Below are 13,108 nucleotides of genomic sequence, written 5' to 3' on the forward strand. Positions count from 1 at the left end.
GATGTTCGGCATTCTCGATAGATACATAGGCAGGGTCATCTTCATGTCGATCCTGCTGTGCGAGCTGACCCTGGTCGGGCTCGCCGCGCTCATCAAGTACGTGGAGCAGTTGAAGGCGGTCGGGGAAGGCAACTACGACATGCTCAACGCCCTCTACTACGTGCTGCTCTCCATGCCCAAGGAGGCGGTGCTCTTCTTCCCCCTGGCTGCCCTGCTCGGTGGCCTCATCGGTCTGGGCCAGCTCGCGACCAGCTCCGAGCTGGTGGTGATGCAGGCGGCGGGACGCTCCAAGATCAGCATCGTCATGGCGGCGCTCAAGACCGCCATTCCCCTGATGCTGCTGGTGGGGCTGATGGGCGAGTACGTCGCACCGGCCGCCAAGCGGATGGCAGATGACATCAAGGCGGGGGCCATGTCGGAAGGGCGACTCACGGTCTCGGCCTACGGGGTCTGGGCACGGGATGGCAACAACTTCGTCAACATCAACGGGGTGCGCAACGATGGCGCCCTGACCGGTATCACCCTCTACCGCTTTACTCCGTCCCGCAACCTGATCGATGTGGTGCAGGCGAAGGAGGGGGTGTTCGAGGATCACCACTGGCTGCTGAAACAGGTGCACATCACCCGGTTTGACGATCCCACCCGGATCCAGGACGAAGAGCATGCCCAGATGGCCTGGCAATCCGAGCTGACCCCCAAGCAGCTCGGGGTGGTCAGCATCGATCCCGAGAACCTGCCCATCTCGGGGCTGCGGGACTACATCGGTTATCTGGATGCCAACAAGCAGGATGCCGGACGCTACAAGCTGGAGATGTGGCGCAAGCTGCTCTCACCGCTCTCCGTGGTGGCCATGATACTGCTCGCCTCCTCCTTCATCTTCGGCCCGCTGCGTTCGGTGAGCATGGGGGCGCGGATGCTGATGGGGATCATGACCGGCTTCGCGGTCTATGTGAGCGACAGGGTGTTCGGCCCGGTCAGCCTGGTCTATGCGGTCCCGCCCATCCTCGCGGCCATCGCACCCAGCCTGCTGTTTGGCGGCATCTCCTTCTATATCCTGAGCCGCAAGCAGTAGCGGCCTGAAGGGCGGCGGGCTGCTGACAACAGGCGGCCATTGCATCCCGATGCACCGCTTCCGTCAAGGTTCTGGGCTGCAAGCCGTCAGTTCTGGTCAACAAAAAGGGCACCTCGGGGTGCCCTTTTTCGTTGCCGTCTTGGGATCAGCGATTGAGCTGCTCCAGGTTTTCCGTCTTGCCGAGCACCACCACCTCGCACTCGGCCCAGATGTCCTGGAAGGCGCGGGGGCGGGCGCGATTGAACACACACAGCAGGTTGCCCAGGCCAAAGGCCGAGGTAGCGAGCCGGATCAGGGCCTGGGTGACGCGAATGTTGCTGCCGTCCAGGTTCTGGATGCGCAGGCGCCAGGCCCGCATGCCGATGGTCTGGCCGGCGCGGACCCAGAACCAGGTGTAGAAACCGCAGATGACGAAGGCCAGCCAGGCGCTGTAGAGGGGGCTGGTGAGCAGCCAGGCGGCATCCTTGCCCTCGGGAACGTGCGCCATGCCGGTGGCCAGCAGCAGGTGGGCCACCCCCATGCCGATGAAGCCGGCGATGATCAGCAGGGCAATCACCACCAGATAGTCATAGAGCAGGGCGCCGAGACGGCGCAGCAGACCGGCGGACGGATGCCGGGGAGCAGGCTGGAGAGGGGTGGGGGTCTTGCGCTTGGCCATGATGATTATTCCATTAATATGATGCGGGCATTCTATGTAACTGGCCTGGCATCGGCAAGGCGTTGAATAAATGAGCAAACAACGGTGGGGGCAAGAAAAACACCTTGCATGGCCAAGCGCCATTCGTATAATCCCTCGCAGCTGCCCGGGTGGCGAAATCGGTAGACGCAGCGGATTCAAAATCCGCCGTAGCAATACGTGTCGGTTCGAGTCCGACCCCGGGCACCATTATTTTCCCCTGTTTGGTCAACAGGTTATAGCGCTCAAGAGCGCTCCTGCTCAAAGTTTCTGCGGTTGATAACACTCATTCATGTGCAAATCTGTGCAAGAGGTTTCAACCAATGGCAAGTATCCAAGTTCTCACTCGAAAAACCGGCAAGTCCTATCGCGTTCAGTTCATGCGTAACGGCAACCGTGTATCCAAAGTTTTTACCCGCAAAAAAGACGCAGAGCAGTTCCTGGCTCAGATCACCGTATCTGACGAGCTGGCAGATGCCTTAACCAACGTCACCCTCACTAGCACCACCATTCAACAAGCTATTCATGAGTACCTTGAACAACACAAGGGACGAGACAAGTCTGTACCCCAGCGTCTGGGCTGGTGGGTTGAACATCTTGGCGACAAGACGTTGAACAAGGTCAACCGCCAGCGGATCAAGAATGCTATCTCTATTCTGGAGGCGGAAGGGAAGGCCCCTGCGACCCTTAACCGCTACAAAGCAGCGTTGTCAGCGGTTTTTGCGTACATGTGCGATAGGTATGACCTCAAGGTAAATCCTTGCCTGGAAGTGAAGCAGAAGCGGGAAGACAATGCTCGCACACGCTTTTTGTCGGCAGATGAACTGGCTCGATTGATGAAGGCCACCAAGTTGAGCAAGTGGGAGCGACTTCATATGCTGGTTCATATGGCGTTGACCACTGGAGCACGGAGGGGCGAGCTGATCGGCCTCAAGTGGTCAGACATCAATTTCAACACGCGAACTGCTCACTTGGCGGTTACCAAGAATGGTAGTCAGAGGGTTCTGTCTCTGACTGCTGACTTGCTTACTGAGCTCTCCCAGTTTCGTGAGATTGGTGCCAGCTTTGTTTTCCCTCACCCTTCTGGCCTCAATCGACCGTTTACCGAGTTTGACTACCACTGGCAGGCTGCGAAGAAAGCTGCGTTGCTCTCTGATTTCCATTTTCACGACCTTCGACATAGCTGTGCCAGCTTGTTGGCGATGAATGGTGCCAGCATTCTGGAGATCGCAGAGGTGTTAGGCCATAAGTCGATCACCATGACCCAGCGATATTCCCATTTGTGCAATGCCCACAAAGCTAAACTCACAGATCGGGTATTTGGTAACCTAATGAATTGTTAATCAATTAGGCTGTGCAGCCTAGATGTATTGAACATGTTAGCCTGAGCCCCTTGCATATATGGATGCGAGGGGTTTTTGTTTGTCTGGGGATGTTGTAGATGAGCGGTCAATATATAAGCAGTGATTTTCTAGAGGGTTTGGTTGTATGGCAAAAATCACCAGATGATGAACCCATCATCGTTGATGGAGAGGAGGGGATTCCTTACTTTTCTCCAAATGGCCGCCCGAGGCTGGCCATTATAAAAGATGGTCAATTAATAGACTCCGTATCAATCGATATCACAGTTAAAAAAGTAACGTCCGATGATGAGGTTGCGCGCCAAAATGACCAGTGTCATGTCGGAAGCTGGGAAAATAAAACCCCTCGTCTGATGGTTACAAGGAAGGTGGTTAAGAGGGCGATTCGGTATAACACAACGCTAAGGCAACTCGGATGGACTGATGAACGCCTTAAGTTGGAATTGAGCTGCCTCGCTCAAAGTTTAACTGGCGATAGTGCGACAAATCAGCCGGTGGCGGCTATCTGTACTCGAAATAGCATTTCTCCTCAGCAAGATGACATCCCATTTTTAGCGGTGGAAGCCTATGAGCATTACCAAGGTTTCGGTTCGAGAAAGGGCTTTAAAGCACCGCTAAAAAAGATAAATGAGCGGGAGCTTGCAGATACAGTGATGAGACTAGCCCTCTACATAGCGCTGCTCAATCCGTGTCTGGGAAGGCCCTGGGGAAAGCAATATACCCGGCAGGGGCAACGTCCTAATGAACGTCCTAAGACTCCTATGGAAATGACGCTGGAGTCCTTGGAGGACAGGCTGACAGACTTGCTTTGCCAAAATGATGAATGGTATCGAGATGAGATCTTGAGCTTAGAGATTTCAATAGCGTCAATCCGGCGTGATATCCAGATTGAAGAAATTCATCGGATGGCACAGCCTGATGCAGTAAAGGCCGCGAAGATCAAGCTAATGGCCTTAGGAATAGAATGTGAAACAAAGACTATTGCTCAGGAATGGACTCAATTTATTGCCAAAGCATGGGGAGTTATCCCCTCGAATGTCGTTAGTGCGGCTAAGAGGATAAACGAATGAAAAAGTCAAGAACAGAAGTGCGCTGGACTTCTGTTCTAAAAGAAAACCAATCACATCGCGTTAAATACTCCTCGACCAAACCGCAGAACACCAAGAGCAACAGGAAAGGGAGTATAAGCAGTATGCAAGATCTCAACCTCATCGCAATCAGCCAAGATCTGAACAACTGGCTGCCTGTGACCGAAATCCCCAAGCACTACCCCCAATTTAACTATCCCACACTGAAGGTCATGTTCTGGAAGCGAGCCGAGAAGCCCGGCTTGGAACGTTGCTGCCGAATTGTCGGTAGGCGGATGTTTGTAAACACCAAACTTTTCGGCTTGTGGATGGCTGGTGGATTGCCTGAACAACACCCGACGGATGATTAAACCGCAGGGAACCCATCTGTTACCGGATATAGGCAAACATGGTGTGCAAACCCTTGGGGAAAACATGAAAAAAAGCCCTTACCTGCGACAGTAAGGGCATTTCGGATTACTCACTGGCTCTGACAGTTTGGAGACCAAGGAGCCAGTGGGTGCGAGGTAATTTTAGCATGAAAGTTCACTTATTAATCCATAAAGGCCATCAAGGCTTGCTGGCTGAGGTCCATGCTTCGTCTTCTGATTCGGAGGGCAAGCGATGATCTATTTTGCATGGGCCGCTGATAGCCAGGCTGAAACCTTCTATGGACCACCCAATCCCAGAACCGGCAAACGCTCCCGTGTCGGAGTATTGAGTGCCTTCACCAGCCGAAAAGCGAGAGCCGCCTTTATAGCGCAAAGCCAAGGGGCTGCTGCTGCTGTAACTCGTCCTTATGATCGCCAAATGAAGGCAGGCTTAGATGACCGGGCATTCAATGAGCTGGTAGCCGCTCTGGTTGGGGGCGAGGTATGAGCACTGTAAGGTTTGTTTCTGATGTAGCCGCCGCTGCTGTAGGGCACTGGCCCGATTTGCTGGCGGGCCTTGGTCTCGATATTCCTCGTCATGGCAAGCATGGCCCCTGTCCTGCCTGTGGTGGCAAAGATCGCTTTCGACTCGATGACAAGGAAGGGCGAGGGACTTTCATCTGTAGCCAGTGCGGTGCCGGGGATGGGTTGGAGTTGGTATGTCGGGTGATGGGCAAGAGCCCCAGGGAGGCCGCCGAGTTGATAGCGCCTATGGTGGGGTTGGCAGCAGGTGGGCTAGATCCTGTCGAACGGGAGCTCATCCACCAGCAACAACAGGCCAAGGCCAAAGAGGTAGCCCGAAAGAGGGAACGTGGATACAAAAGGGCGGCAAAACGCGCCTACCATATCATGAACGCGCATTCGTTGGGCGGTAGTGCTTACCTATCCAGGAAAGGGTTTGCAGGGCTCCAGATCGCGATGAGCAATTCCAACGAGACCATAAACAGTGAGGAGTTTCCTGTCGGTAGCGTGATTGTTCCCTTGCTCGATAGTGCTGGGGCACTGGTGAACGTGGAGCTAATCCGCAACGAAGATGGTTTGAAACACACCTTGGGAGGTGGCCGCAAGGCTGGTGTATACCATCGCATTGACGGTGGGGCGCTGGTGGCCGTGGTGGAAGGCTATGCTACCGGCCTATCAGTCCAGCAGGCGACAGGGGCAACAGTCTATTGCGCGATGACTGCCAACAATCTGATGAACGTGGCTGAGATTGCCAGAAGCCAGAACCCAGACGCCGAAATCATCATCTGTGGTGATCACGATTTGGATAACGCAACAGGCCAACGTAATGACTCTACCAAGCACCAGACTGAGCAAGCAGCACAAGCAGTGGGCGGACGTGCAATATTTCCACCAGAGGCCGGGGACTGGAACGATTACCACCAAGCTCATGGGTTGAGCAAGACACAAGAGACCATCATGGGCGCAAGTCCCATACCGGCTACTAGCCAAAACCAAAACGCCAGCCAGAAGGGAGAGGAACCCAGGAAGATCGAGGTGAACCAGCTCCAACGGGGGCATGAGCTACCAGCCACCATGATCGACAAGATGAGTGCTAGTCAGCGGGCTGCACTACTGGTCAAACGATTGGGGAAAGTTGCTATCAGCCTTGAGGCCGAGCGTGTCTATCGCTATGACGGTAGCCTATGGACACCATGGACAGATACCGAACTGCGCCGCGAAATGGCTGCCATCTTTACCGAGCATGGAGTTCCGTTCAGTGACAAGGGTATTGCCGCCACAGTTTCCACGATGAAGCTGATGATCCCAACCATGGGCCAGCCAACCAAAGAGCTGATCGGCTTTGCTAATGGGGTTTATGATATGGCAACTCGCCAGTTTCGGCCACATTCGCCTAGTGATGGACTGCTCACGCACAACGGTATCAACTATGCCCCGCCGCTCGCTGATGAATGTCTCGATCGGGATGCCCCCAACTTCACTAGGTGGTTATGTCACGCTGTCGATAACAATGCCGCCAAGATGGCTCGCATCAATGCCGCCCTATATATGGTGCTGGCAAACCGTTATGACTGGCAGCTATTCCTTGAGGTTACCGGTGAGGGGGGCAGCGGCAAGAGCATCTTTGCCAATGTGGCAATCCTGTTAGCTGGTGGAAAACGGAACACTGGCTCAGGCAACATGGCCTCACTGGACCACGCTAAAAGTCGCTACCAGTTTGTCGATAAACGGCTGATCGTGCTGCCTGACCAGCCCAAATACATCGGTGATGGCAGTGGTATCAAGGCTATTACCGGGGGAGATTTGGTCGAGATCGATGGGAAGTATGAGAAACAATTTGCCACTGTCATCCAGGCTGTTGTGCTGGCCACCAATAACGAGCCTATGGTCATTACTGAACGCAATGGGGGAATATCTCGACGCAGGGTGATCTTTACCTTTGACCGGGTTGTGGCCGAAGCGGATAAAGACCCGTTGCTTGGCGACAAGATTGCCGCCGAGTTGCCGGTGGTGATCCGCCATCTGTTAACTCAGTTCGCCGAACCTGAGCATGCCCGTCACTTATTGCTGGAACAGCGTAACTCTGATGATGCCTTGACCATCAAACGAGCCACTGACCCCGTGATCGACCTTTGCGGGATGGTGCTCTTTCTGGATGAACCCAAGGGGTTGATGATGGGTGGTAATCCGGAGATCAAGCGGGAACCCAGGCGCTATCTCTATCATGCCTACCTTGCCTTCATGGAGTACCACGGCCTGGGGCGCCCGCTATCAGTTCAAGGTTTTAGCCGTGCGCTCAAGGCAGCAGCCAAAGAGTATGGCCGCCAATACTGCAGCAGGGTGATCAAGGGCAAATCGCAAACCAACATTATGTTGACCGAGGTAGCGGAGATGTTCTTACCCCAAGCTGTTTATGCCGATCAGTAATGACGACCCAGTGATGACAGAATGATGAGCTTGGCCGCTGTACCTGAGGATACGTAGGACTTTCATCTACAAACTCTACCCTCCCTACCTAGAACAGCTGAAAGCCTTGCCAGGCAAGGGATGCAAAGAGGTAGGGTGAGTATTATCTAACCCTACCCAAACCCCACTGGTCATCTTTTTCCCTACCGTCATGGCTGATGTGGCTTAGTTGCAAACCTACTCTATTCTGATTAACCAAACGGATGGGATCTTGCTGCTGGGGTAGGGTCTGAATGTTGAACCCTACACGCCTCAAGCCAGTCTTGGTAAGGCCTGCAATGGAGGTAGGCTGGGTAGGCGTAAAAAGCGGTAAAACAATTCAGGGGGATTAGCGGGCCAAGCCAATGATGATCCACCAAGCCCAACGTGAAGCAGAAGCGAATGATCGACGAAGTTCCGAAGATGTATGCCAAAGAGATAGCGGAAGAGGAAAAGCAGCGGCTAGAGGAGCAAATACGAGCAGAGCGCCAACGCAAGCAGCTAGAACGATTGTGCAAGCCAGCACCGGGAGTCGAAGATATCTTTCGGTATCGTAATGCTTGGGCTCGGAATGTCGGGCAGTCTAACCGTCGATTGATGGAGCGGGCAGAGCGAAACCGTGCCATTGCCCAGCTCGGGCCGATTAATCACTTGGCTGCTCTTGTCGTTGCAATGAGGTGGCACCCTCACCATGCCTACATTCTGGTCGTAGCAACAGACCCCGGTGTGACTTGTGAGGAGCTGACGGATTTCTACAACCTGAGTCATTCAAATCACAGGATGGTGTTCCGTCGCTTGAACACAGTGTTGAAGCAGTTGGGTTGGCGTTTCGCCTCATACCCCAGAAGTGCACCAAATGAACCATGGGGTTGGGAGTTGGAGAAAATCCCGGGGTGATCCCCCAAAGTGATCACTTTTTGCGTTACAGGCGATCATTATTGTCCTGCGAGGCCATAGGCTGGCATAACCCAATAAGAATGCTGGCTGCAGACCAGCTTACGTTACAAAATGAGGGAAAGTGATCACTTTTGGCAGAATGGTTTTGGTGAAAAAATAGGATCGCTTACTCTCGGCAAAGAGCGCGGTAACTAACAGTAAAATAGGGGTTTTTATTAAAAGTGATCGTTTTGCATAACGATCCTTTTTCTCTACGTTCGGCGATCCCTTTTCTGGCTAGCCAGGATCGTTTTTTATGGTTAATTGCCCCCCTTCTTAGCCCCCAGGCCAGTCCTGGCAAGGGATTGCTGGTAGGGGCTAGCGCACACGCATCTTCGACTAAGCCCCCAAAATGAAAATCCTTTATCCTGTTACGAGTGATCATTTGCAGAATGCTCTTGAACCTCGCTGTATCGAAAGGGGACGATTGATGACAGTGAGGGGGCAAGGGAGGTATTGGTTCATCAAACTGCCTAGCTCACGAAAACACCATGCCCCCTGTGGTAAACTGCCCGCATTTCCGTTTGGTCCTGAATATGCCTCGGCAGTTCCCCGTACTTTGAGAATCCCAATGACCACCAATATCTCTTCCCTGGCTAGCCTGATCTGGTCGGTTGCCGATCTGCTTCGCGGTGATTTCAAACAGTCCCAGTATGGCCGCATCATCCTGCCCTTTACCGTACTGCGTCGTCTTGAGTGCGTGCTGGCACCGAGTAAGGCCCAGGTGCTGGCCATGGTGGATACCACCAAAGCCATGCCGGAGCTGGCCAAAGAGAAGCTGCTGCTCAATGCCAGCGGCCACGCCTTCTACAACAGCTCTCCGCTGGAACTGGCCAAGCTGGGTGAAACCCATGTAGGCGATAACCTGGATGCCTACGTGCGGGCTTTCTCCAAGGATGCCCGTGAGATCTTCGAGCACTTCAACTTCGATGCCAGCATCAACCTGCTGGAAGATGCCGACCTGCTCTACAAGGTGGTTCGCTCCTTTGCCAACGTGGATCTCTCCCCGGAAGCGGTAGACAACTACCACATGGGTCTGGTGTTTGAAGAGCTGATCCGCCGCTTTGCGGAAAGCTCCAACGAGACAGCCGGTGAACACTTTACCCCTCGCGATATCGTGCGGCTCACCACCTCACTGGTGTTTGCTGGTGATGATGAGGCGCTCGGCAAGCCGGGCATTGTGCGTTCCATCTATGATCCCACCGCGGGGACCGGTGGCTTTCTCTCGTGTGGCATGGAGTATCTGCACGAGCTGAATCCCGCCGCACGGCTGGCAACTTTCGGCCAAGAGCTCAACCCCGAGTCCTACGCCATCTGCAAGGCCGACATGCTGATCAAGGGGCAGGAGATCAGCAACATCAAGCTGGGCAATACCCTCTCTGATGACCAGTTGCCCTACAAGACCTTCGATTATTGTCTTTCCAACCCGCCATTCGGGGTGGACTGGAAAAAGGTCGAAAAACAGGTGCGGGATGAAGCGACCAAGCTGGGTTTTAATGGCCGCTTTGGCCCAGGCTTGCCACGGGTATCTGACGGATCCTTGCTATTTTTGATGCACCTCATCGCCAAGATGCAGCAACCCACGGCCGAGTGTGCGGGCTCCAAAATTGGGATTATCCTCAACGGCTCACCGCTCTTTACCGGTGGGGCGGGCAGTGGCGAGAGCGAGATCCGCCGCTACATCCTCGAGCACGACCTGCTGGATGCGCTGGTGGCCCTGCCCACCGACATGTTCTACAACACTGGCATCGCCACCTATATCTGGGTGCTGTCGAACCACAAACCGGCCGAGCGTAAGGGCAAGGTGCTGCTGATCAACGCCAGCGATATTCACAGCCCGATGCGTAAATCGCTGGGCTCCAAGCGCAAGCAGCTGAGTGATGAGGCGTTAAGCGAGATTGTCAGCCTCTATAGTCGCTACGAAGAGAGCCCGATCGCCAAGATCTTCCCTACCACCGCCTTTGGATATCGTCGTCTGACCATCGAGCGGCCGCTGAAACTGGCGTTCTATCCGCTGGATGCCGATCGTCTTGCCAGCCTCACTACCGACAAGGGATGGGCCAAGCTCGATGGCACTTTGCAGTCCGCCATCCTGACTGCCTTGGGCCAGTTCTCTGAGGCCAAACTGCTCTCACGCGACACCTTCAAAAAACAGCTGACCAAGTTGTTGGGTGAGGTCAAGCTGCCTGCTCCGGCCTTCAAGCTGCTGCTGAGCCATCTGGGTGAGCAGGACGATGCCGCTGAGGTATGTAAAGCCAAGGGCGAGCCGGAAGCCAACCCGGATCTGCGGGATAACGAGAATGTGCCGCTGGGGGAAGACATTTACGAATATCTGCAGCGTGAGGTGCTGCCCCATGTGCCGGATGCCTGGATCGACACTAGCAAGACCGACCCTTTGGACGGCCAAGTAGGTATCGTCGGTTACGAGATCCCCTTTAATCGCCACTTCTACCAGTACCAGCCGCCACGTGATTTGGCTGCTATTGACGCCGACCTCGATGCGGTCGCCAAGGAGATTATGCAACTGCTGGCGGAGGTGCATTCATGAATGAAGCAGTGGTAACCCAAATACAAGGGCTAGCGGGCAAGTATCGGCCCTATCCTCAATATAAGGTTTCGGGGGTGGAGTGGTTAGGGGATGTTCCTAGCCATTGGGTACTACCGAAGTTTAAATGGCAACCTATAACCGGCAATGAGTTCGCATCGGGCCCTTTTGGCTCATCTATTGGTTCCCAATTTTATGTTGATGAGGGGGTTCCAGTTATTCGAGGAAACAACCTATCTCTGAATGCTAGTAAGCCACGCTTTAATAATACTGGATATGTTTATTTAGAGCCGAAGAAAGCTATAGAACTCAGAAATGCGGAAGTCAGGTCAGGTGACCTGGTGTTTACAGCACGAGGAACTGTTGGCCAAGTTGGTCTGATACCTTCATGTGAAGAGTTAGGATGGGATTCAGCGATTTTATCAGCGAACCAATTACGCTATCGCCCCTCCAACCCTGAATTAGACCCCGAGTTCATTTGGTATCTCTTCTCAAGTTGGTTTGTTTTAACTCAGGTTTATCTGAGTAGTGACAGTGTTGCACAACCAAACCTCAACCTTGGTTCATTGCGAGATATACGTTTGTTGCTTCCTCCTGTTGGCGAGCAACAAACCATTGCTGCCTTCCTCGACTACGAAACTACTCGGATTGATCAGCTGATTGCCCAGCAGCAGCGGTTGATCGAGCTGCTTAAAGAGAAGCGGCAGGCGGTGATTTCCCACGCCGTCACCAAGGGCCTGAACCCCAATGCCCCCATGAAAGACTCCGGCATCGAGTGGCTTGGCCAAGTTCCCGAACATTGGCAGTGTGTACCATTTGGTTTGTTGGTCTCACGTGCTGATTTGGGTGGAAACTATCTTGGTGGGCAAGAGGAAAACGGAATCCCATTTTTAAAAATGGGTAATTTAGGTCGAGGCTGTATTGTTCTTGATAAATTAGAGTGTTTAGAAGATGGCTCTAATTTTGACAACGCTCATCGACTAAGCATGGGCGATTTTTTATTTAATACTAGAAACAGTTTAGACCTTGTTGGGAAAGTAGCTGTTTGGCATGATGAGCTCGAATTTGCTCTGTATAATTCAAATTTGTTGAGAGTGAGATTTAAAAAAGATTTTGTCTCTAGTCCAGATTTCATGGGGTTTGTATTTAATTCCTCTGGTGCATTAGGATGGCTTGCCCTTCTTGCGAAGGGAACAACGAGTGTAGCTGCAATATATTATAAAGACTTACGTTCGATGGTAGTCCCTATTCCTCCAGTAGATGAGCAAAATGCAATCTCGTCATTTATTTCAAAGTGTTTAAGTCGACTGGATACTCTTGAGAAAAAAGCAATTCAATCAATAAATCTGATGAATGAGCGCCGTACAGCCCTGATTTCTGCTGCTGTGACCGGCAAGATCGATCTGCGGGGCTGGACACCGCCAGCAGAAGAAGCCGCCGCATGAGTTTAATGCCGCAAACCGAGGCGACTGATGCGATTGCTTCAACCAGCAATGACGAACAGTACCGCTGGCTGACCGAGTTGATTTTCGATAGCAAGGAGCTCGATAAGCTGGGGGGCATGGTCTCCGAGTTCAATCTGTTTGAAGCGATGGGGATGGTGCGTCAGGAGATCCGCCACTCCCATTTTCTCGGCACCCTCTTCAATCCACGTGAGCCCCATGGCTTGGGCTCTCGCTTCTTTGAGTCGCTGCTTTCAAGGATGCTCTATGACTTGCCGGATCGGCGTAGTGGCGAAGTCTCTCTGCTCGATATCGATCTGTGCGATTACGACGATCTGCAGGTATTTCGCGAGCAAGATCGTATTGATCTACTGCTGGTGAGCGAGCAAAACCGTCAGGTTTTTGTTATCGAGAACAAGATTGATGCCGGTGAGCATGGCAATCAGCTGGAACGGTATGAGCAGGCCGTACATCGCCGCTACCCCGAGTATCGCAAAGTCTTTGTCTTCTTGACCCTCGATGGCAGCGAGGCCAGTCGCGATGGCTGGTTAAACCTGAGCTATGCCCAGGTCATTGAATGCCTGAGCGAACTGGTCACTGATTATGGCCACCAGATCCCGCTATCAGCCCTTATCGGCATCGAGCACTACATCACCCTATTCAAGTGATAT

Annotated in this window: 11 protein-coding genes and 1 tRNA gene; 11 read left to right on the top strand and 1 reads right to left on the bottom strand. The window is 53.2% G+C overall.

The features are described 5' to 3' along the window. The first annotated feature begins 1 nt into the window (after nucleotide 1). The gene (gene lptG, locus I6L36_RS15470; RefSeq protein WP_010672962.1) at nucleotides 2-1,072 is read left to right on the top strand and encodes an LPS export ABC transporter permease LptG; all 1,071 of its coding nucleotides are present in this window, start codon (nucleotides 2-4) and stop codon (nucleotides 1,070-1,072) included. A gap of 145 nt (nucleotides 1,073-1,217) precedes the next feature. Here the strand turns inward: lptG and I6L36_RS15475 are convergent, their stop codons facing one another. Continuing rightward, nucleotides 1,218-1,730 carry an RDD family protein gene (locus tag I6L36_RS15475; protein WP_162540538.1) on the bottom strand — a complete coding sequence of 171 codons (513 nt, stop codon included), beginning with the start codon at nucleotides 1,728-1,730 and terminating at the stop codon, nucleotides 1,218-1,220. A 143-nt stretch (nucleotides 1,731-1,873) separates the two neighbouring features. On the opposite strand from I6L36_RS15475, the gene I6L36_RS15480 reads away from it, so the two are divergent. The 10 genes from I6L36_RS15480 to I6L36_RS15525 all read left to right on the top strand — a co-directional run bounded on the left by I6L36_RS15480 (nucleotide 1,874) and on the right by I6L36_RS15525 (nucleotide 13,105). Next, nucleotides 1,874-1,958: transfer RNA gene (locus tag I6L36_RS15480), tRNA-Leu, on the top strand. A 113-nt stretch (nucleotides 1,959-2,071) separates the two neighbouring features. Then, the gene (locus I6L36_RS15485) at nucleotides 2,072-3,091 is read left to right on the top strand and encodes a site-specific integrase (protein ID WP_109112152.1); all 1,020 of its coding nucleotides are present in this window, start codon (nucleotides 2,072-2,074) and stop codon (nucleotides 3,089-3,091) included. 98 nt (nucleotides 3,092-3,189) lie between these two features. After that, nucleotides 3,190-4,179, top strand: a complete 990-nt coding sequence (locus I6L36_RS15490) for a hypothetical protein (RefSeq protein ID WP_216986732.1) — start codon at nucleotides 3,190-3,192, stop codon at nucleotides 4,177-4,179. Next, a complete protein-coding gene (locus I6L36_RS15495; protein ID WP_133280085.1) occupies nucleotides 4,176-4,547 on the top strand; it encodes a hypothetical protein in 372 nt (123 codons plus the stop codon). The genes I6L36_RS15490 and I6L36_RS15495 overlap by 4 nt, the downstream gene beginning before the upstream one ends. Before the next feature lie 253 nt (nucleotides 4,548-4,800). Further along, nucleotides 4,801-5,055, top strand: coding sequence for a hypothetical protein (locus I6L36_RS15500; RefSeq protein ID WP_216986733.1), 255 nt, complete (start codon nucleotides 4,801-4,803; stop codon nucleotides 5,053-5,055). Then, nucleotides 5,052-7,496 carry a primase-helicase zinc-binding domain-containing protein gene (locus I6L36_RS15505; protein ID WP_201883690.1) on the top strand — a complete coding sequence of 815 codons (2,445 nt, stop codon included), beginning with the start codon at nucleotides 5,052-5,054 and terminating at the stop codon, nucleotides 7,494-7,496. The genes I6L36_RS15500 and I6L36_RS15505 overlap by 4 nt, the downstream gene beginning before the upstream one ends. A 420-nt stretch (nucleotides 7,497-7,916) precedes the next feature. Continuing rightward, nucleotides 7,917-8,411 carry a hypothetical protein gene (locus I6L36_RS15510; protein ID WP_201883691.1) on the top strand — a complete coding sequence of 165 codons (495 nt, stop codon included), beginning with the start codon at nucleotides 7,917-7,919 and terminating at the stop codon, nucleotides 8,409-8,411. Nucleotides 8,412-9,021: 610 nt separating this feature from the next. Next, nucleotides 9,022-10,998: a class I SAM-dependent DNA methyltransferase gene (locus I6L36_RS15515; protein ID WP_201883692.1), complete on the top strand. Its 1,977-nt coding sequence runs from the start codon at nucleotides 9,022-9,024 to the stop codon at nucleotides 10,996-10,998. Beyond that, entirely contained in the window at nucleotides 10,995-12,440 is a 1,446-nt protein-coding gene (locus I6L36_RS15520) for a restriction endonuclease subunit S (protein WP_216986734.1), read from the top strand. Before I6L36_RS15515 ends, I6L36_RS15520 begins: the two co-directional genes overlap by 4 nt. Next, nucleotides 12,437-13,105, top strand: coding sequence for a PD-(D/E)XK nuclease family protein (locus I6L36_RS15525; protein WP_216986735.1), 669 nt, complete (start codon nucleotides 12,437-12,439; stop codon nucleotides 13,103-13,105). Before I6L36_RS15520 ends, I6L36_RS15525 begins: the two co-directional genes overlap by 4 nt. Nucleotides 13,106-13,108: the final 3 nt, after the last annotated feature.

Source organism: Aeromonas sp. FDAARGOS 1406 (genome assembly GCF_019048565.1).
In the GTDB taxonomy this organism is placed as follows: Bacteria; Pseudomonadota; Gammaproteobacteria; order Enterobacterales; family Aeromonadaceae; genus Aeromonas; species Aeromonas caviae.

What these genes read in the sequence shown, in the direction of transcription:
- lptG (WP_010672962.1), top strand. Translation starts at nt 2, where the DNA reads ATGTTCGGCATTCTCGATAGATACATAGGCAGGGTCATCTTCATGTCG.
- I6L36_RS15475 (WP_162540538.1), bottom strand. Translation starts at nt 1,730, where the DNA reads ATGGCCAAGCGCAAGACCCCCACCCCTCTCCAGCCTGCTCCCCGGCAT.
- I6L36_RS15485 (WP_109112152.1), top strand. Translation starts at nt 2,072, where the DNA reads ATGGCAAGTATCCAAGTTCTCACTCGAAAAACCGGCAAGTCCTATCGC.
- I6L36_RS15490 (WP_216986732.1), top strand. Translation starts at nt 3,190, where the DNA reads ATGAGCGGTCAATATATAAGCAGTGATTTTCTAGAGGGTTTGGTTGTA.
- I6L36_RS15495 (WP_133280085.1), top strand. Translation starts at nt 4,176, where the DNA reads ATGAAAAAGTCAAGAACAGAAGTGCGCTGGACTTCTGTTCTAAAAGAA.
- I6L36_RS15500 (WP_216986733.1), top strand. Translation starts at nt 4,801, where the DNA reads ATGATCTATTTTGCATGGGCCGCTGATAGCCAGGCTGAAACCTTCTAT.
- I6L36_RS15505 (WP_201883690.1), top strand. Translation starts at nt 5,052, where the DNA reads ATGAGCACTGTAAGGTTTGTTTCTGATGTAGCCGCCGCTGCTGTAGGG.
- I6L36_RS15510 (WP_201883691.1), top strand. Translation starts at nt 7,917, where the DNA reads ATGATCGACGAAGTTCCGAAGATGTATGCCAAAGAGATAGCGGAAGAG.
- I6L36_RS15515 (WP_201883692.1), top strand. Translation starts at nt 9,022, where the DNA reads ATGACCACCAATATCTCTTCCCTGGCTAGCCTGATCTGGTCGGTTGCC.
- I6L36_RS15520 (WP_216986734.1), top strand. Translation starts at nt 10,995, where the DNA reads ATGAATGAAGCAGTGGTAACCCAAATACAAGGGCTAGCGGGCAAGTAT.
- I6L36_RS15525 (WP_216986735.1), top strand. Translation starts at nt 12,437, where the DNA reads ATGAGTTTAATGCCGCAAACCGAGGCGACTGATGCGATTGCTTCAACC.